The following is a 19,576-nucleotide window of genomic DNA, read 5'->3' as shown; positions in this document are numbered from 1 at the left end:
GTGAATTGGAGTTTTAATCAGGAAAACATTATAAATTTAATTAAGGGAGATTTATTAGTTTCAGCTTCAGCTGGATCAGGAAAAACAGCAGTATTAGTTGAAAGAATAATAAATTTAATTTTAAATCATGGAGTATCTATTGATGAAATTTTAATTATTACATTTACAAATGCTGCAGCTTCTGAAATGAGTGAAAGAATTTTAAATGTTATTGAAAGTAAAATAAATGATGAAAATAAAAGCTTGTTAGAAGAGCAAATGTTTTTAATATCAAATGCTAATATTCAAACATTTCATGCTTTTTGCTTAGAAATTTTGAAAAATAATTATTATAAATTAAATTTAAGTGGGAATTTAAAAATACTAAAAGATAGTCAAAGAAAAATTTTAATAAATGAGGTAATTGAGGAAGTTTTTCTAAGTTATTATGAGAAAAATCATGAAGAATTTATATCTCTTGTAAATAAATACGGTGGTAAATATTCAGATGAAAAATTAAGAGAATTTATAATTTTGATTTATAATTTTATACAAACAAAGCCTAATATGGATGAGTTTAAAGAAGAAATCTTAAATACATATAAATTAAATGATAATGAAGAAATATTAAATACTTTTTGGGGAAATATTTTGAAAAATGAGTGTATTTTTCAGATTTTAGAATTTAAAAATTATGCTCTTAATTTTATAGAATTAATAAATAGAGAAGAAAAAGTATATGAGGTTATTTCGAATGATATATCCATAGTTGAGGAATTTATTTATAAAATAAATAAGGGATATAAAGAATGTAGTAAATTTTTAGAAGAAGTTAAATTTTTAAGATTTCCATCAAAATTAGGTGATGATTTTGAGGAGTATAAAGATTATAGAGTAAAACTTAAAAAAGTATTTGAAACTTTTAAAAAAGATATATTTTTTAATGGAGAAGAAGTAGTAAGAAGTAATATAAAAGAATTATATAAAGTAATTAATACGCTTATTGAAGTTGTATATGAGTTTAAAAATGTATTTGATTCAAAGAAAAGAAATCAAAATTTAATAGATTTTAATGATATGGAGCATTTAACTTTAAAACTTTTAGAAGATAAATTTGTGTCAGAGAGCTTTAGAAATAAGTTTAAATATATTTTTATAGATGAGTATCAAGATACAAACTATATTCAAGAACATTTGATTAATAAAATAAAAAGACATGATGAACCAAATGTATTTATGGTTGGAGATATTAAACAAAGTATATATTCTTTTAGAGGAGCTAAGGTAGATTTATTTCATAAAAAATATAAGCTTTTTAACAAAGTGAATTCTTTAAATGAATGTAATGATAGAGAAAATAAAATTTTACTTTATGATAACTACAGAAGTAGAAAAGAGATAATAGAGTTTATTAATTATATTTTTAGAAATGTAATGGTTAAAGATATTTCGGATATAGAGTATACAGAAGAAGAGCATTTAAATTATATGGGTGATTATGAAACATCTAAAGAAAATGGTGAATCTTATTTTGGAGAAGTGAAACTTGGAGTTGTACTTAAAGAGGGTAAAGATTTTAAAGAGTTAAATGAAAATGAGGTTATAATAGATGAGATAGATGAAGGAGAATGTAATTTAATTGTTAAGTACATAAAAGATTTAATCTCCTCAAATGATATTGAACACAAAATTTTTGATAAGGATATAAAACAATATAGAAAAATTGAATATAGAGATATAGTAATTTTAATGAGAAATGTTAAAGCTTCTATAAAGTCTTCTACATTAGAAGAAGTTTTACTTAAAAATAATATACCTGTTTATTTTGATGGGGGAGATACGTTTTTTGATTCAATAGAGGTTATGGTTGTTGTTAGCTTATTAAAAGTTATTGATAATCCATTAGATGATATTGATTTGTTAACTATTTTAAGAAGTGATATTTTTAAATTTTCTGAAAATGATTTAGCATATTTAAGAATTATAAATAATGAAGATTATTTATATAATAACATTAAATTTGTTTGTGATTTTAATGTAAATGATAATGAAAAATTTTATTTAAATGAAGAGTTCTTTTTAAATTATGAAGAGTTTTTTGATTTATATAATAAATGCAAAAATTTTTTACATAAAGTAAATGAGTATAGAGAAAAATCTCTTTTTATGAAAATTGATGATTTTATATGGTATTTGTATGTAGATACTAATTATTATTTTAATGTATCTATTAAAGATGATGGATTAAATCGTCAAAATAATTTAAAACTTATATTTAATAAAGCAAAAGAATTTAGAATAGCTAGTTTTTCAGGATTATTTAATTTTATAGAATATTTAAAAAATTCTAAGAAATCTGGAGATGATATATTAGTTCCTAAAAATATTTCTAAAAATGAAAATGTAGTTAGAATTATGAGTATTCACAAAAGTAAAGGACTGGAATTTCCAGTTGTAATTCTTTGTAATACCTCAAGTTCATTTAATATGAAAAATTTAAATTCTCCTATTGTTTTAGATGATGAAATAGGAATTGGAATTAATTATATAGATTATGAAAATAATTTAGAGATAGATAGTTTAATAAAAATAGCTATTAAACACAAATTAAAAAGAAGTATTGTTTCTGAAGAATTAAGAATTTTATATGTTGCACTTACTAGAGCTAAGGAAAAATTATTTATAACAGGAACTTATAAAGATGAGAGGGTTTTTAAAAGAGTTTATGATCTTTATAAATGTAAAAGTTATTTAGATTTTATATGTAATGCTTTAATGAGCCATAAAGAGGGAAACTATTTTAGAGATAAAAGTGAAAAACAGGATTTTAAAGTTTTAGAAAATCAGTGTGAAGTTTTTATTGAAATTTTTAATTCTATGGATTTAATTAGTGAAGATAAAGAGTTAAAAGTAAGTGATATTAATGATTTTAAAAATATTTTAAATGGAGATTCAAAGTATTTAAAGGAAGTTGAAGAAATTTTGAATTTTAACTATAAATTTCAAGATGTTATAGATACTCCAATGAATGTTTCAGTTTCAGAAATTTTATCATATGAACATAAGAATGATGTAAATGTATTTTTTAAAAAGCCGAATTTTTTAAATGAGGATAATAAAAAAATTTATACAAGTATTGATATAGGTAATTTATATCATTTGTTTATGCAAAATATGGAATTAAAATCTAAAATAGATATTGATTATATAAATAGTGAAATAAATAGAATGATAAATACTCAAATATTAGAAAATGAAGATTTAAATTATTTAAATCCTCATAAAATATTAAAATTTTTTAACACTAATCTTGGAATTAGATTAATTAAATGTTTAAATGATAACAAAAATAAAATTTATAGAGAATTTGAGTTTTTAATGAAACATAAAGTTGATAAAATATGTAAAAATGAAAGTATTAGAATTCAAGGTATAATAGATTTATTTTTCTTTGAAGATGATAAATTAATTTTAGTAGACTATAAAACAGACAAAATGATTTTTAAAAATAATAAACAAATTCCTTTAAAATATAAAGAACAACTTAAGTATTATAAACTTGCACTTGAAAAAATATTTAAAAAAGAAGTTAAGGAAAAATATATATATTCTTTTGAAATATCAGAAGAAATTAGAATTTAAATTTATTTTTTAATAAATGAATTAATAAATCTCTTTTGTTTAATTTTGGATTTATATGAACAAGTGTTATCAAATATTTATTGTATTTGGTAACATTTTTTTTGTTTTTTAAAATCTTTCTTAATTGTATATTTAAATGTTTTATTTTTATAGGTTCATAACCCCATTTGATTTTAAAAAATTTATTTAAAATATCTGTACATGAAGGTATGTAAGTATTTAATACATTTAATATAAAAAAAGTAGAATTATAATCATAATTGAAAATTAAAAATTTAATAAAACCTTTGTTATTTTCAAAAAGTTTTTCCTGAAGAATTTTAAAAATTAAATTAATTTCGTATAATTCTGTTTTATTAAAATTTAAATGATTTTTTAGTATCTCAGGAATTAAAAGTTTATTTATGTCAGAATGAAAATATAGTATACAAAAAAGTCTTATATGAAATTTATTTGTTAGTTTAAGTATTTTTTCAAAGTTAAAAATTTTAAATTTAGAGTTTAAAATAATTTGAAATCCATTTAGTATTGAAAAAATTTTCATAGAATCATAAGAATATAAATTTTCAAATATTTTATGTAATTCTTCATGTATTCTGTATTTACTTAGGTGTTTTATTAAATAAAAATTGTTTTTTAAAGAAAGTAGTGTTAAAAATTCTATTTTAAAATTAAGTTTTGATTTAAATTTTAAAGCACGGAGGATTCTTAAAGGATCTTCATAAAATTTTAAATTTTTATCTCCTATTAAACGTATGATTTTTTTATTTAAATCCTCTATTCCATTAAAAGGATCTATTAAGGATTTTCCATTAAAGTAAATTGAGTTTATAGTAAAGTCTCTTCTTAATGCGTCTAATTTAGGAGAGTTTATAAATTTTATAAATTTTGCATGCCGAAAGTCTGTGTAATTATTTTCAATTCTAAAAGTTGTTATTTCAAACCATGTGTTTTCAAAAAATATTTTAATACACCCATAAGTTTCTCCAATAGTTATAACTTTTTTAAATAAGGATTTTATATTACAAGGAAGAGCATTTGTGGATATATCAAATTCATTTGGTGTTAAATTAAGTAAACTATCACGAATAGCGCCACCAACTACGTAACATTTAAAATTATTATCTTCAAAAATTTTAATTATTTTTTTTATTTGTTTAGGTAAAAAAATATTCATATTAATTATTATAATTGTAATTCCTTTCATTTTTATATAAAATAATTTAGAGTAGGTATTTATTACATAATTGAGGTGTTTAATGTTAGAGTATGTAAATATAAAAGATTTTAAAGTTGGTCAGAGAATAAAGGGAGTATATCTTATAAAAAGTATAGCTGTTAAAATTACTAATTCTAATAATAAAAAATATTTAGATATTACTCTTTCAGATAAAACAGGTGATATTAATGCAAAGTTATGGGATTTAAAAGAGGATTTTAATAATAATGAGTTTGTAGAAAATACTTTAGTTTGTGTAAAAGGTTGCGTGTTAAGTTGGCAAAGTATTATGCAACTTAAGCTTGAGAGTATTTCAAATGATTTTGATAGAGAAAATATAAATATTTCCGATTACGTTAAGTGCGCTCCAATTGATTCAAATGAAATGTTTAATGAACTTCATAAAATTGTTTCATCTTTTAAAAATGATGATATAAGAAATATTTTACTTGAAATACTCAGTATTAAAAAGGAAAAACTTTTGTATTATCCAGCAGCTAAAAGTAATCACCATTCAATAAAAGGAGGGCTTTTATATCATATTTTAAGTATGATAAAGCTTGGAGAGAAAATATGTGAACTATACTCCATTGTGAATAAAGAATTACTTTTTGCAGGAATAATACTCCATGATATTGAAAAAACCGAAGAGATGAATTCTAGTGAATTAGGAATAGTAAGTACATATACAGTTGAAGGACAACTACTTTCTCATTTAATACAAGGTATTACTTTGGTAGACAGGGTGTCTAGTAAGGTTGGGGCTTCTAGTGAAATTAGAATGCTTCTTCAACATATGATTCTTTCTCATCATTATGAACCTGAGTATGGAAGTCCAATTAAACCTATGATAATTGAAGCGGAACTTCTTCATTATATAGATGTAATAGATGCTAGAATGTATGATATGAAAAAGATTTTAGATGGAGTAGATGAGGGGAATTTTTCTGAGAGGATTTTTTCACTTAATAATAGAAAAGTATATAAACCTAAATTTTAAATTAGGAGTGTGATTTTTTTGAAAAAGGAATTAGGTTTTTTTGAAACACTGCGTATATCAGCTTTTGATTTTAAATCCTATGGAAAATTTATTGATATGCCTTTTTTAAAAGTTACCTTAAATAGAGTGTTGTTTGTTTTTTTAATAAGTTTATTTTATGTTCTTTTTTTAAATAGAGATATAAAAATTTTAAATGATTTTAATAAAAGTAAATATGAAATATTTGAAGATATTAGTTATTCAAATGGCACACTTCATATACAAAATTCACCTGTTATATTTAAAAGTGGAGATTTTTTATTAATAGGAGATACTAGGGAAGAATTTAATATAAATGAATTTAGTGAATACGATAATTATAAAACTTCAGTTGTTTTACTAAAGAATTCTTTTATTTTAAAAAATAACCTTAAAGAATTTGAGATTAAGTATTCTGATTTTTCAATGATTGATTTAGTTGTTAAAGATAGTGTACTTAATAAAGATATAATATTTATGTTTATAGATTCAATTACAAACACTTTTAAATATTTGGTGTATGTAATTTTACCATTATTTATGATATTTAATTTTTTCTTTCTTGCATTTCTAACTTCATTCTTTGCATTTTTTTGTTCAATTATTACTAGATTTAAAGTGAAATTTAGTCAGGTTTATAAAATGATTTTGTTTGCTCAAGGAATTCCATTTTTAATAATTTCTATATTTGAGATAATAGCTAAATTTAATAATGTTAGTGTATTGTTCCCATCACATATACTTGAGTTTTTAACATTAATGGTATTTTTAATAAGTATATTTTCAATTAAAAAAGATAAAATCAAGAAAAGTTTAAATAATAGAAGATAAAAACTAATTGAAAAAATTTCATTGATTTGGTAGAATGTAATTGATGTGCACAGGTAGCTCAGTTGGATAGAGTAGCTGGCTACGAACCAGTTGGTCGGGGGTTCGAATCCTCTCCTGTGCACCAAAAAAGGAGCTTTTATTTTTAAAATAAAAGCTCTTTTTTTAATTTAATAATAAAACCCCTAGAAAACCAGAAATTAAAATAAGTTTTATTGGAGAAAATTTAAAATTTAAATTTAATATTGATAATATTAAGAATATAAAAATGTGTTTTAAATTTATAATGTTGTCTTTAAAGAATACTTTAAAAGATATAGTTAATACAGAGTAAATTAAAAGAGATAAAATAATTGGTCTTAAATTTTGTAAAACATATTGTAATGTTTTATTTTTTTTGAATTTGTTTAAGAATTTTATGATTATTAAAATAATTATAAATGAAGGTAATACAACCCCGAGAGTTGATAGGAGAGCTCCTAAAAATCCTCCAGTTTTAAAACCAATAAATGTACTAATATTAATTGCAAATGGTCCAGGAGTTGATTCAGAAATTGCAATAAATTCTAAAAGTTCTTCATTGGTGGCCCATGAATATTTAAAAATATATTCTTTTATTAGAGGAATCATGGCATATCCTCCACCTATTGTAAAAAGACCGATTTTGAAAAATGTTATAAATAATGTAAAGAATATATTCAAGTTGTTTTATCTCCTTTTTTGTTTTATGGTAAATATCAAAGAGTATAGAAGTATTGAAGAAAATAAAATTGTTATAGTACTAATGTTTGTTAAGAGGCATAACAAAAGGACTGAAAATATTATTACATAATAGGATTTTGATTTTTGTGATTTGGAATTTATTTTTATAATTGAAGAAATTAAAAGTATAACAACACCGACTTTAATTCCTTGTAAAAATTTAACTATTATTGAAAACTCTTTTAGGGAATTAAAAAATAATGAAAGAATTAAAATTATAATAAATGATGGTAATACAATTCCAAGGGTTGATATTAAAGAACCTAAAAAACCACAAACTTTATATCCAATAAAAGTTGCACAATTTATAGAGATTGGACCGGGAGTACATTCCGAAATTGAAAAAATATCTAAAAGTTCATCTGATGTAATGAATTTATGTTTTTGAGTTATCTCCTTTTCAATAAAAGGTATCATAGAATATCCTCCACCGAAAGTAAACAAACCAATTTTAAAAAATGTATTAAAAAGAATTATTAAATTTTTGTTTTTCAAAAATTAATCCTCCTCTAATTTGTTTATAAAAATTAAATTGTTTTCTTCTGAAAAGTTTTTAACATTATAAAAAAATAGTATATCTTTTAAATTATTTTCATTTAAGTAAGCATTTATATTTGAATTGTAAAATCGTAAATCTATTACATGTATTTCCTCAAAATTTTTTGTTAAAAATGGTATGAAAGAATTTGCATAAGAATCTTTTATAACTACTATATTTTTACCATTTTTTATAGATGTTTTTATTTTAATTAAAGGATGATTGTTATCTAAAAAAATATTATAGTGACTTCTATTATTTTGTAAATGTGAAAATTCGTAAAGGGAGTTTGTTACTCTGTCACCGTAATAAACTGTTAAATCATTTTTGGTTAATGGTTCAAAAATGTATACAGAGTCTTTTTTTTGGTGATTTAGATTAACATTTGAAAAAAGTGATCCTAAAAAATCATTTGATATTTGTGTTATTTTAAAGTCATTTATTTTAAGAGGAGTTAAGTTATAAGATTCACAAAATTTTAAGTAAGAGTAGTATGCACCGAAGGTTGTATAATGATGATCTGTACGGTAGTAGATATACTCATTTTTTTTAGATTTTAAAATATGCAAGGGATTAATAAAGTTAATATTTTTATTAAGATTGGTTTCTACATAATTTAAATATTCTTCTTGATTTATGTTTACAGAAAATTTTGGAAGATAATCTTTTAAAACTTCCGTAGAAGTAGGAATTAGCATAAGGCTTACATTCATATTTTTGGAGAATTTATTTATTAGATTAATATTTCTATCTGTAATATTTAAATCTATTTTGTTAAACATGTCAATTAAGTAGTTATTTTTAGCTAAATACACTTCATTAATATCGTTTCTTCCCATAATAATTTCAAAATAAGAATTTAAAGATACAAATTGATTTCTAAAAGGAAAGTGGTCTTCAAGATAGTTATTTAATTTTTCAGAAAAATTTCCTGATAAAAAATTATCTAAAGTAAATTTTGGAAATTTTTCTAAATATCTATTTTCAATTAATGAAAAATCATTGTCTTTAATTGTTATATGAAGTATTGGAAATAAAAAAATTATTAATAAGAATAGGTATGTTATAAAATATTTTTTATTAAAAATAGATATCCACCTCCTAAATTTTTAAAATCTGAAATATAAAAATGGGTTAAATGAAGAATTAACTATAAAAGATATACTTATTATAAAAATTAAAATTAAAAATGTATTTGATATAAATTGGGGAAGTTTTAGTTTTAGGTTTTTCATAATAGGAGTAGAAAATAAACATGCAATTAAAATATATAATAAAAAATTTTTAAAATAGTATAGGAAATAATTATCTATAAATAAATTAACTGAAAACATTTTTTTCAAAAATAAAATTAAATAATTTATATCTTCAAATACAAAAATACACCAACCAATTAAAATTAAAAATAAAGTATATATTCTAGATAGTATATTGTACTTGTTTAAATATTTAATTAAAAATAATTTTTCGATCATTATTATTATAAAAAAGTATAGTCCCCAAAGTAAAAAATTTAAGTTAGCACCATGCCAAAGTCCTGTAAATATCCAAACGATTAATAAGTTTAAATATTTGAATTTTACTTTATTACCACCTAAAGGTATATATAAATAGTTTTTAAACCAACTTCCAAGAGATATATGCCACCTTCTCCAAAATTCTGATATACTTCTTGAAATGTAGGGATAATTAAAATTTTCATTAAAATTAAAACCGAACATTTTTCCAAGTCCTATTGCCATATCAGAGTATCCACTGAAGTCAAAATATATTTGAAAAAAATATGATAATATACAAAGCCATGATGTCATTGTAGACATAGTTGTTAAATCAGAAGATTTTAAAGTTTCAAATAAATACCCTAAATTATTTGCTAGTATTATTTTTTTTGATAAACCTTCAATGAATCTACAAACACCTTCATTGAATTTCAAAATATTTTCACGATTTTTATTGTTTATATCATTTTCTACACTTTCATATGTAACTATTGGACCTGCTATTAATTGAGGAAATAAAGATACATATGCACCAAATGCTATAATGTTTTTTTGAGGTTTAAATTTATTTCTAAAAATATCTATTGTGTATGATAATGTTTGAAAAGTGTAGAAAGAAATTCCAATAGGTAAAGAAATATCAAGCATATTAAAATTAGTTTTAAAAATATAATTGATGATATTTATAAGAAAGTTTGAGTATTTAAAGAAACCCAATAAAGATAAATTTATTGTTACTGAAACAATTAAAAGAAATATTTTTTTGAATTTTGAATTGGAAAATTTATATATGAGAAAACCAATACAATAATCTACAAGTGTTGAAAATATTATTAAGATAATATATACTGGTTCACCCCAAGCATAAAATATTAAACTTGCTATGAATAATATAGCAAGTCTAATATTTTTTGGAGATATATAATAGATTATTAAAACCAGAGGTAGGAAAAAAAAGAGAAATAGTAAACTAGAAAAAACCATTTAATATTCATCCTTTATATACTTTCAAGAAAATTTAATATATCCATACTTATATCTGAAAAACAAAATAATATGTAATCATCAATATTAATTAAAAGTAGTTTATCATTAATATTAGTATTATCAATTTCTGAAATATTATTTAAAATGTTATCAACTCTTAATTGTATTTTATTTATTAAATCTTCTTCGCTTATGTTAGATGTTTTTATTATTAGCATTTCAAAGAAATTTTGAGAAGAATCCGATGATACTAATTTAAAATCATTAACTTTATCTGAGGTTAAATTATAGTTAGTTGTTAAAAAATTAATATCTTTATTTGAATAACTAGGAAGTGAAACATTTTCTTTTATTATTTGAAAAATAGTTTCTGCGTCTATTTTTTCAGATTCATTATTTTGAGGAGTTTCAGTTGAATTGTTAATTTGTTCATTTGTAACATTTGGAGCTTGTCCTTGTATTGGTTCGAATTCATCAAGGTTTTTAGAAGCAGTATCTAAAGCTTTGTTATATATAAGATCAACCTCTTCTTCTCTTGTCTGAGGAATATTTTCAGGTTTTTCTTCAAAATTATTTTCATTATTTGTATTTTGAGAACTATCTTCTTTATTTGTTGTATTTTGAGAAATATTCTCAGAATTTTCAGGCTGTTCAGATGTATTTGTGTTATTGTTTTCAATTTCAGGTTCAGAAAGATCAATAATACTTGAAATATCATTTAAAAGTCCAATATAATCATTTTCAAGTGCTACGTAATCTTCAGTTAGAGCACTTATATAATTTTCGTATTCACTCGATGTGGCTTCTAGGTGAGAATTGTATTCATTAGCTAAATCATTAGTAATTTGCTGAACATCTTTTAATGTAAATAAGGTTTCATTTTGATTAGTATCACTAGAAATTTCTTCATTTTCTTTAATTTCTCCAATTGGAGGATATGTAGAAACACCTGAAGTATGGTCATATGTTTTTGAAGAAAAATCTTCATTAATAATGTTTACAGTATCATTTTCTGATATTGTTCTTGTACTTGTATATATATTTTGTTCTGTATCTTCAGGAGAAGTGGAATTTTTGTTATTTGAATTTGTACAAGAAGTTAAACTAATTAAAAGTAGAGAAGAAATTGTAACGTATAGTTTATTTAATTTATTCATATAAACCTCCTAAATAAAATACAAGGAGAATATATAAAATATCCTCCGGTTAAATTTAAAATATCTCGTTTAAAATTTTATCTATTGTGTCTGTATTTTTATGTAATGCAAATACAACATAGTTATCAAAAACTTTAATATAAGGGTTTTTAATTAAGTCGTATTCACTTTGTTTGTTAATCATAAAATCATTTCTTAATTCTTCGATTCTTCTTTCAATACCTAAAACAACTTCAGTAGTATTTGATTTATCTTTTAATCTAAATATAGAAATTTCTGTACCTGAAATATTATCGTTTGGTATATTTGCTACATAATCTAATAAAATTTTTGGATCAATAGCATATAAGTCTAGAAGTTCATTTTCATTTAAACTTTTAAAATTAGGAAGTGATAATTCTTTAGTTATGGTGTTAAATATTTCATTTGATGATAAATTTACGGTATTCGAGTTGGAAGTTGTATTTAAATAATCAGTATTAATACATGAAGTAAAAAAACTAATTATAAAAACAACAAATATATATTTAAAAAATTTCACTAAAAAGCCTCAATTCTAATAAGATTTTCCAAATATAACCATAGTATCTGTTGGTTTATTGCAACAAATACATGTATTTGTTATTTTGGTTTGAACAAATGGAATGCATCTTGAAGAAACTCCAATTTCTTCTTTAATTTTTAATTCACATTCAGGATTACTACAAAGCATAACTTTTGTAAATCCATCTTTAGTTTTGTATATCTCTTTAAATTCATCCATTGTTTTAGCAGAATAAGTTTTTTCATTTCTTTTGTTTAATGCTTTGTTAAATAAATTTTCATGGATTGAGTTTAAAGTTTCTTTTATAATATGTTCTAAATTTAAATCAAGAGATATAACTTTTTTCTCACCAGTATCTCTTCTATAAAGTGTAATAGAGTTATTTTCCAAATCTCTTGCTCCAAGCTCAAGTCTTACAGGAACACCTTTCATGTCGTATTCATTAAATTTCCAACCAGCAGATTTACTTGATGTATCAAGTTTACACTTAAAATTATTTTTTAAAGAATCATAAATTGATGAAATTTTTTCCATGACATCTTCATTTTTAGTATTTATAGGAATTAGCATAACTTCAATAGGAGCTATTCTAGGAGGAAGACAAAGTCCTCTATCATCACCATGAACCATAATTATTGCCCCAATCAAACGAGTAGAAACTCCCCATGAAGTTTGAAAAACATTTTTCCGAAGTCCATCTTTATCAGAAAAAGTTATATTAAATGCTTTAGAAAAAATATCTGAAAAATTATGAGTTGTTCCACTTTGCAATGCTTTTCCATCATGCATCATACTTTCAATTGTATATGTATCTTTTGTACCTGCAAATTTTTCTTTTTGGGTTTTTTTACCTTTAATAACAGGAATTGCCAATACATTTTCACAAAAATCTCCATAAACATCTAACATTTTTAAAGCTTCTTTTATAGCTTCATCTTCTGTTTCATGGGCTGTGTGACCTTCTTGCCATAAAAATTCTGTTGTTCTTAGAAAAGGTCTAGTAGATTTTTCCCATCTTACAACAGAACACCACTGGTTATAAAGTTTAGGTAAATCTTTGTAAGATTCAATTATGTTTGAATAGTGTTCACAAAATAAAGTTTCAGAAGTTGGTCTAACACAAAGTCTTTCATTTAAAGGTTCATTTCCACCATGAGTTATCCATGCAACTTCTGGGGAAAATCCTTCTACATGGTCACTTTCTTTTTTTAGTAAAGATTCAGGTATAAACATAGGCATATATACATTTTCATGACCAGTTTCTTTGAATTTTTTATCTAAGTAATTTTGTATATTTTCCCAAATTTTGTATCCATAAGGGCGAATTATCATACATCCTTTTACGCTTGAGTACTCAACAAGTTCAGATTTTTTAACTATATCTGTATACCATTTAGCAAAATCATCATTCATTGAGGTAATTTCTTTGACTAATTTTTTTTCGTTTTTCATTATTTAAACTCCTATAAACTTATTTAAAGAATCTTCTGTAATAAATAAATTATAACATCAATATATATTTTTGGGAATAATTATATTTATTGAGGTTTTATGAGTGAAGTTGAAATAATAATGGGATTAAATCATAGTGGAAAAACATTATTTTTAAATACGTATTTGGAAATAACTAATGTTAAAGAAGAGAGAATACTTTTAATAATAGTTGGGAATGGAAATACTAAATTAGAAAACAAGTTTAAAAATGTATATATAAAAGTTAAAATGTTTAACTCAATTTTTGAAATAAATGAAAAAAAACTTAATTACTTGATAAATATGTATAAACCACACAGAGTTTTAATAGAAGGGGATTATTTATCTCTAAAAAATATATATAAACTAATAGGAAGTCATGAGTTTAAAAACAGTTTGTTTATTACATCAATAATTGATATAATAAATTCGAAACATATTTCTAGAGTTTTGAAGTATAGATTGAACAAAATAGGAAGTAATATAGTAATTATTAATAACTTTGATAGATTGAAGATAAATGATGAGTACATTAAAAATATTAGACTTAGAAACATAAATTCTTTTTTATTTTGCATAGAAGATTTTGAAGAAATTTATGTTAAGTTTAAAAATTATGGATTGGTAAAAAGTGGTTTTCACAAAAATATTTTCAAATATTTAAAAGAATATATATAATTTATATTGTTTGACAATATTATTAAAATTTAATAGAATTAGTGTGTGGTTTGTTGTATTTATTTGCTCTCATAGTTTAATGGATAGAATAGCTCCCTCCTAAGGAGTAGATACAGGTTCGATTCCTGTTGAGAGTGCCAGTTAGATAGTGTCATATGTTTTATGTGACACTATTTTTTTTAATTTAAAAATATTTATGTATTAAAGAATTTGTATTATAAAAAATAAAATATTATAATATGAGATGAGAGTATGAATTAAAGATTTATACAAGATTATTTTTAGGAGTGGTTATTTTTTGGAATCGAATGGTTGGCTTGTGGTATTTTTAGTATTTCTAATTTTACTTTCAGGTTTTTTTTCAGCTGCTGAGACAGCGCTTATGTCTTTAAACAAAATTAAAATTAAACAATTGGTTGAAGATGGAGTTAAGGGATCTAAGGAAATTCAGGAAATTACTGATAATCCTAGTGAAACTTTGAGTACAATACTAGTTTGTAATAATATTGTAAACATTTTAGCTTCCTCTGTTTCTACAGTTATTTTTATAAATTTACTTGATAGATTTGGTACAGCTGTTGCTACTTCTGTGTCAACTTTGGTTTTGACTATAGTTATTTTAATTTTTGGGGAGATTACTCCTAAGACTATTGCTGTAATTAAGGCTGAAAAACTTGCATTTGCATTATATAAACCATTGAAATTAGTTCTTGTATTACTTAAACCTATTGTGTTTATATTTTCCAAAATATCTAAATTTATAATGTTAATACTTGGTATAAAAGAACAAGGATTACACACAAACATTACTGAAGAAGAGCTTAAATCTATAGTTAGTTTTAGTCAAGAAGAAGGAGTTTTAGAGGTAGAAGATAAGAAGCTTATATATAATGTTTTTGAGTTTGGAGATCTAAAGGTAAAAGATGTTATGATCCCAAGAGTTGATATGATAACACTATCTAAAAATTCAACTTATGATGAGATTGTTTCTGTTTTTAAAACCGAGAGATTTTCAAGAGTACCTGTTTATAAAGATAATATAGATAATATTATTGGAGTTATTAATATAAAAGATTTGTTTTTTATAGATAAAGAAGATGATTTTGTAATTGATAAATATATAAGAGATGTTCATTCAACTCATGAGTATAAAAAAATTAGAGATTTATTTAATGAAATGAAGAAGAAAAGGAATCATATGGCAATTGTAAGAGATGAGTATGGTGGAACTATAGGGCTTGTTACAATTGAGGATTTAATTGAAGAAATTGTTGGAGATATTGAAGATGAGTATGATGAAGTTGTTGATAAAGAAATACAAGTAGTTAATGAAAAAGAATATTTGATAGTAGGAACCTTAAAGATAGATACGTTAAATGATATGTTAGGTATAAATATAGAATCAGAGTTTGAGACTATTGGTGGGTATATAATTGAAAAAATTGGAAGACTTCCTCAAAATGGAGAAATTGTTGAAGTTGATAATGTTAAATTTAAAATTGAGAACATAGGAAAAAATAGAATTAAAGGTCTTAGAGTTTATTTTGATAATGATGTTTAAATAAGGTGATGAATTTATTCATGACCTTTTCTTAGTTTTTTGAAAAATTTATTTATTAAAAGTTCGCAGGTTTTATTATTAAGCCAAGTAATATTTAGATTTAAATTAGGTTTATGATAATTACATGAAAAAAAACCATTAAAGGGGTTTGATGTTCCTATATATAAATTTTGAATTCTACTTTCAAAAATAGCACCTGCACACATTATACAAGGTTCTAATGATACATACATAGATAAACTATTTAATTTCCAAGATTTTAAATAAGAACACGCATTATTTATGCAAATAATTTCTGCGTGATTTGTTGAAATGTTTGTTTGTTCTTTTAAATTATGTCCTCGTGCTATAATTGTATCATTTTTTGTAATTATACATCCTACTGGAATTTCATTTATTTTATAAGAATAAAGAGCTTCCTTAATTGTTTCTTTTATAAAAAATTTATTCATAGATAAAAATATTCCTTTTGTATTTTTTTATTGTAAATATAACATATAAAATAACATAATAAAATTTTAAAATTATATTTAAAACTTATATTTTTTTATTTTATAGTACAATTGGTGTATAAGTAGACTGTTACAGGAATATTTTAAAAAGCTTGGATTTAATTCTAAGCTTTTTATTTTATTTGTTGTTTAGATTTTTAAAAATGTTTAATGTTTATTTGTTGCAAATATAAATTGTATAATATATAATCTGAATGTATGGAAAGATGCTCGAGTGGTTTAAGAGGCATGCCTGGAACGCATGTATAGGAGAAATTCTATCGAGGGTTCGAATCCCTCTCTTTCCGCCACTTGTTGTGCTAGATGGGGAACTAGCGGTGCCCTGTATCTGCAATCCGCTACAGCAGAGTCGAAGGCTCCCTTAGGTTATTTTTCTGAAGGTCTGAGGTAAATTGGATTCGTTGAGAGTTAAGCTCCATGCATTAAAAGCCTACAAACCCCGCCAGGATCGGAAGATAGCAACGGTAAGTAGTATCTTTTAAGTGATATGGAATCACTTAATTTGAGTTGAAGATTTATTCTTCCGCTTTGGGAAAATTTATCGACGGGAGATGCACAACTTTAAATTAATTAATAATTAGTATTTGAAAGCATTCTATTTCTGTAGAATGCTTTTTGTATAGGGGTATTTTTATGGTTAACGATTCTTTATATACAAAATATAGACCCAAAAAATTTTATGATGTTTATGGCCAAAAATATATATCTGAAATTCTTGAAAATCAAATTAAGTGTAGAAGATTTACTCATGCTTATTTATTTTCAGGAACTAGAGGTACAGGTAAAACTACTTGTGCTAGAATTTTTGCCAAGGCAATAAATTGTCTTAATAATACTGATGGAAATCCTTGTTATGAATGTAGTATGTGTAATCAGGAAAATACTAGCATTTTAAATGTAATTGAACTAGATGCAGCTTCTAATAACAGTGTTGATCAAATTAAAAGTTTAATTGAGGAGCTTAGATATTCAAATTTTGTAGGAGGTTATAAAGTTTATATTTTAGATGAGGTTCATATGTTATCTATGAATGCTTTTAATGCACTTCTTAAAACCCTCGAGGAACCTCCTAAAAATGTTATATTTATTTTATCAACTACGGAAATAAAAAAAATCCCTCAAACGGTTGTATCTAGATGTCAAAAGTTTGAATTTAAAAATATTGAAATCCAGGATATTGTTAGTAGACTTAAATACATAGCTGATAGTGAAAAAATTAATATAGATAATGAATCACTTGAACTTATTTCTTATATGGGAAATGGTTCAATGAGAGATTCTATAAGTATTTTAGAAAGAGTTTTGCTTTATACAGAAAATATTAAAATTGAAAATGTAAGAGAAATACTTGGAATAACTTCAAGTGAATTTATATTTGAACTTTTGAAATTTATTTTTGAAAAAGATTTACATAATGGGCTTAAATTAATAAATGAAATTTTTGAAGATGGTCTGGATATAAGAGGGTTTATAAATAGTTTTAGAAATATTTTAAGAGATTTAATTTTTTTGAAATTCGATAAAATAAATTGTGATTTATTAGTTGAAAAAAATAATAAAAATATTGATAAAATGAAACTGTTATGTGAAAAAGTAAATGTAGATGAGCTAACTTTTATAATAGATAAAATAAATGATATAAATGATAGAAGTTTTTCTAGTGAGATTGAATACAGAATATATTTGGAAATGTTTATGGTAAAATTTTGTAAAAATAGTTTTTTAACAGAAGTAAAACATATAAAAAATAATTTTGAGAAACCAGAAGTTTTAGATAAAAATCCAAACTTTAATTCTAACGAAGAAATGGTTGATTTAAATGTTTGGAAAGATTTTTTAGATTATTTAAGAAAATCAAGTTTTATGGTGCTTTATTCCCTACTTCAAAATGGTAGTGTACAAAGTTTTCAAAATGATAAAGTTTTGTTTAAATGTAATACTATTGGAATAATGAATAGATTAAAAAATATGAACACAATAAAGCAGATTGAGGAAAATTTAAAAAGTTTTTTTGGTAAGCCTTTAATTTTTGAAGTTTTTTCAGAAATGGAGCAAAATGATGAATCTATAGAAGATAGAGTTAAAAAAGTTTTTGGAGATCATATTGAAATAGAAAATAAATAATTGTTTAAAACTAAAATGTTATATATAATTTAAATAATTAAGATTTTATAAGGAGAAGTTATTTATGAAAGGTTTTCCTGGAGGATTTGGTGGAGGTAATATGAATAACCTCTTAAAACAAGCTCAAAAGCTTCAAAAGGATATGGAAGAAGCTAAGAAAAATTTGGAAGAAAAAGAATTTGAGGTAACTTCAGGAGGTGGAGTTATTTCTGTAAAAATGAATGGTAAAAAAGAAATTTTAGAATTAAATTTAAAGCCAGAGGTAGTTGATCCAGAAGATATTGAAATGCTTCAAGATTTGATAATAAGTTGTATAAATGAGGCTTATAAAAAAGTTGATGAAGAAAGTAATAAGGAAATGTCTAAATTAACTGGTGGATTTAATATACCGGGATTTTAGTTTAAAGGCATGGTAAATTGTACCGTGCCTTAAATTTTATAGGAGATTAAATTATGAATGATTATCCAAAATATTTACAAGATATTATAGCTGAATTTTCAAAATTACCTGGAATTGGATATAAAACAGCAGTTCGTTTAAGTATGTATGTTATAAATAAAAATTTAGAAGATGTTATGAAATTTTCTGATGCTATAAAAAATTGTAAAATAAATTTAAAATATTGTGAAAAGTGCGGAAATTTTTCTGAAGAAAGATTTTGCTTTATATGTAGTGATAAGTCTAGAGATGTTTCGATTATTTGTGTTGTACAAGATGTAAAAGATATATATGCTTTTGAAAAAACTAGAAATTTTAATGGGGTTTATCATGTTTTACATGGAGTTATTTCACCAAGTAAAGGGATTGGACCAGATAGTTTAAATATAGATAATCTTATTAAAAGAATTAAAGAGGAAAAAATTCAAGAAATAATACTTTCGACTAGTCCAACTTTAGAGGGAGAAGCAACAAGTGTGTATATATCTAAATTGTTATTTGGTGAAAATTTAAAAATAACAAGATTAGCATATGGAGTACCTTTAGGTAGTGATTTAGAGTATGTAGACGAGATAACTTTAAGTAAAGCTTTAGATTTTAGACAAAAAATATGATT

Annotated in this window: 17 protein-coding genes, 3 tRNA genes, 1 other RNA gene and 1 pseudogene; 12 read left to right on the top strand and 10 right to left on the bottom strand. The window is 23.2% G+C overall.

Going from position 1 to position 19,576, the window contains the following annotated elements; all coding sequences use genetic code 11:
- Nucleotides 1-3,621 carry a helicase-exonuclease AddAB subunit AddA gene (addA, locus tag A6P36_RS02435; RefSeq protein ID WP_066760650.1) on the top strand — a complete coding sequence of 1,207 codons (3,621 nt, stop codon included), beginning with the start codon at nucleotides 1-3 and terminating at the stop codon, nucleotides 3,619-3,621.
- Here addA and A6P36_RS02430 read toward each other — a convergent pair.
- Complete coding sequence (locus tag A6P36_RS02430) at nucleotides 3,611-4,798, bottom strand: CCA tRNA nucleotidyltransferase (RefSeq protein WP_066760649.1); 1,188 nt, start codon at nucleotides 4,796-4,798, stop codon at nucleotides 3,611-3,613. The two genes, addA and A6P36_RS02430, sit on opposite strands and share 11 nt — an antisense overlap.
- Nucleotides 4,799-4,880: 82 nt before the next feature.
- Between A6P36_RS02430 and A6P36_RS02425 the strand changes: the two genes are divergently transcribed.
- The 3 genes from A6P36_RS02425 (at nucleotide 4,881) to A6P36_RS02415 (ending at nucleotide 6,813) form a co-directional block, all read left to right on the top strand.
- Nucleotides 4,881-5,840 (top strand): 3'-5' exoribonuclease YhaM family protein, encoded by a 960-nt coding sequence (locus A6P36_RS02425; protein WP_066760648.1) that lies wholly within the window; start codon nucleotides 4,881-4,883, stop codon nucleotides 5,838-5,840.
- 18 nt (nucleotides 5,841-5,858) lie between these two features.
- A complete protein-coding gene (locus tag A6P36_RS02420) occupies nucleotides 5,859-6,689 on the top strand; it encodes a DUF1189 family protein (RefSeq protein WP_066760647.1) in 831 nt (276 codons plus the stop codon).
- 47 nt (nucleotides 6,690-6,736) lie between these two features.
- Nucleotides 6,737-6,813 (top strand) — tRNA-Arg (locus tag A6P36_RS02415).
- 38 nt (nucleotides 6,814-6,851) lie between these two features.
- On the opposite strand, the gene A6P36_RS02410 is transcribed toward A6P36_RS02415, so the two are convergent.
- The 8 genes and pseudogenes from A6P36_RS02410 to proS form a co-directional block, all read right to left on the bottom strand.
- Nucleotides 6,852-7,316 (bottom strand): chromate transporter, encoded by a 465-nt coding sequence (locus A6P36_RS02410; RefSeq protein ID WP_242861632.1) that lies wholly within the window; start codon nucleotides 7,314-7,316, stop codon nucleotides 6,852-6,854.
- A gap of 78 nt (nucleotides 7,317-7,394) precedes the next feature.
- A complete protein-coding gene (locus A6P36_RS02405; protein ID WP_242861631.1) occupies nucleotides 7,395-7,865 on the bottom strand; it encodes a chromate transporter in 471 nt (156 codons plus the stop codon).
- A gap of 81 nt (nucleotides 7,866-7,946) precedes the next feature.
- The gene (locus A6P36_RS02400) at nucleotides 7,947-8,825 is read right to left on the bottom strand and encodes a DHHW family protein (RefSeq protein WP_242861629.1); all 879 of its coding nucleotides are present in this window, start codon (nucleotides 8,823-8,825) and stop codon (nucleotides 7,947-7,949) included.
- A 9-nt stretch (nucleotides 8,826-8,834) separates the two neighbouring features.
- Nucleotides 8,835-8,975, bottom strand: a pseudogene (locus tag A6P36_RS08335) (DHHW family protein); the annotation flags it as partial.
- 120 nt (nucleotides 8,976-9,095) lie between these two features.
- Nucleotides 9,096-10,469, bottom strand: a complete 1,374-nt coding sequence (locus tag A6P36_RS02395; protein ID WP_066760639.1) for an MBOAT family O-acyltransferase — start codon at nucleotides 10,467-10,469, stop codon at nucleotides 9,096-9,098.
- Nucleotides 10,470-10,483: 14 nt separating this feature from the next.
- Nucleotides 10,484-11,629, bottom strand: a complete 1,146-nt coding sequence (locus A6P36_RS02390) for a DUF4358 domain-containing protein (RefSeq protein WP_066760636.1) — start codon at nucleotides 11,627-11,629, stop codon at nucleotides 10,484-10,486.
- Nucleotides 11,630-11,684: 55 nt separating this feature from the next.
- A complete protein-coding gene (locus tag A6P36_RS02385; RefSeq protein WP_066760634.1) occupies nucleotides 11,685-12,170 on the bottom strand; it encodes a DUF4358 domain-containing protein in 486 nt (161 codons plus the stop codon).
- Between the two features lie 15 nt (nucleotides 12,171-12,185).
- Entirely contained in the window at nucleotides 12,186-13,625 is a 1,440-nt protein-coding gene (proS, locus tag A6P36_RS02380; RefSeq protein WP_066760632.1) for a proline--tRNA ligase, read from the bottom strand.
- Between the two features lie 99 nt (nucleotides 13,626-13,724).
- Here proS and A6P36_RS02375 point away from each other — a divergent pair, with 99 nt between their 5' ends.
- From A6P36_RS02375 to A6P36_RS02365, 3 genes are all read left to right on the top strand, one after another.
- Nucleotides 13,725-14,324, top strand: coding sequence for a hypothetical protein (locus A6P36_RS02375; protein ID WP_066760630.1), 600 nt, complete (start codon nucleotides 13,725-13,727; stop codon nucleotides 14,322-14,324).
- A 65-nt stretch (nucleotides 14,325-14,389) separates the two neighbouring features.
- A tRNA-Arg gene (locus tag A6P36_RS02370) sits at nucleotides 14,390-14,464 on the top strand.
- Between the two features lie 158 nt (nucleotides 14,465-14,622).
- On the top strand, nucleotides 14,623-15,885 hold the full coding sequence (locus tag A6P36_RS02365) for an HlyC/CorC family transporter (RefSeq protein ID WP_066760627.1): 1,263 nt from the start codon (nucleotides 14,623-14,625) through the stop codon (nucleotides 15,883-15,885).
- Between the two features lie 14 nt (nucleotides 15,886-15,899).
- Here A6P36_RS02365 and A6P36_RS02360 read toward each other — a convergent pair whose 3' ends face one another.
- Complete coding sequence (locus tag A6P36_RS02360; RefSeq protein ID WP_066760626.1) at nucleotides 15,900-16,337, bottom strand: nucleoside deaminase; 438 nt, start codon at nucleotides 16,335-16,337, stop codon at nucleotides 15,900-15,902.
- Nucleotides 16,338-16,597: 260 nt separating this feature from the next.
- Here A6P36_RS02360 and A6P36_RS02355 point away from each other — a divergent pair.
- The 5 genes from A6P36_RS02355 to recR all read left to right on the top strand — a co-directional run bounded on the left by A6P36_RS02355 (nucleotide 16,598) and on the right by recR (nucleotide 19,574).
- A tRNA-Ser gene (locus A6P36_RS02355) sits at nucleotides 16,598-16,687 on the top strand.
- Nucleotides 16,688-16,691: 4 nt separating this feature from the next.
- Nucleotides 16,692-16,956: signal recognition particle sRNA large type (ffs, locus tag A6P36_RS02350), an RNA gene on the top strand.
- Nucleotides 16,957-17,030: 74 nt separating this feature from the next.
- The gene (gene dnaX / locus A6P36_RS02345; protein ID WP_066760625.1) at nucleotides 17,031-18,521 is read left to right on the top strand and encodes a DNA polymerase III subunit gamma/tau; all 1,491 of its coding nucleotides are present in this window, start codon (nucleotides 17,031-17,033) and stop codon (nucleotides 18,519-18,521) included.
- 64 nt (nucleotides 18,522-18,585) lie between these two features.
- Nucleotides 18,586-18,921, top strand: coding sequence for a YbaB/EbfC family nucleoid-associated protein (locus A6P36_RS02340; protein ID WP_066760624.1), 336 nt, complete (start codon nucleotides 18,586-18,588; stop codon nucleotides 18,919-18,921).
- Nucleotides 18,922-18,974: 53 nt separating this feature from the next.
- A complete protein-coding gene (recR, locus tag A6P36_RS02335; protein WP_066760623.1) occupies nucleotides 18,975-19,574 on the top strand; it encodes a recombination mediator RecR in 600 nt (199 codons plus the stop codon).
- The last annotated feature ends 2 nt before the right edge of the window (nucleotides 19,575-19,576 follow it).

The organism is Candidatus Arthromitus sp. SFB-turkey (assembly GCF_001655775.1).
Classification (GTDB): domain Bacteria; phylum Bacillota; class Clostridia; order Clostridiales; family Clostridiaceae; genus Dwaynesavagella; species Dwaynesavagella gallinarum.
The sequence above is the reverse complement of the archived record's forward strand: the minus strand, read 5'-3'. Positions and strand labels throughout refer to the sequence as shown.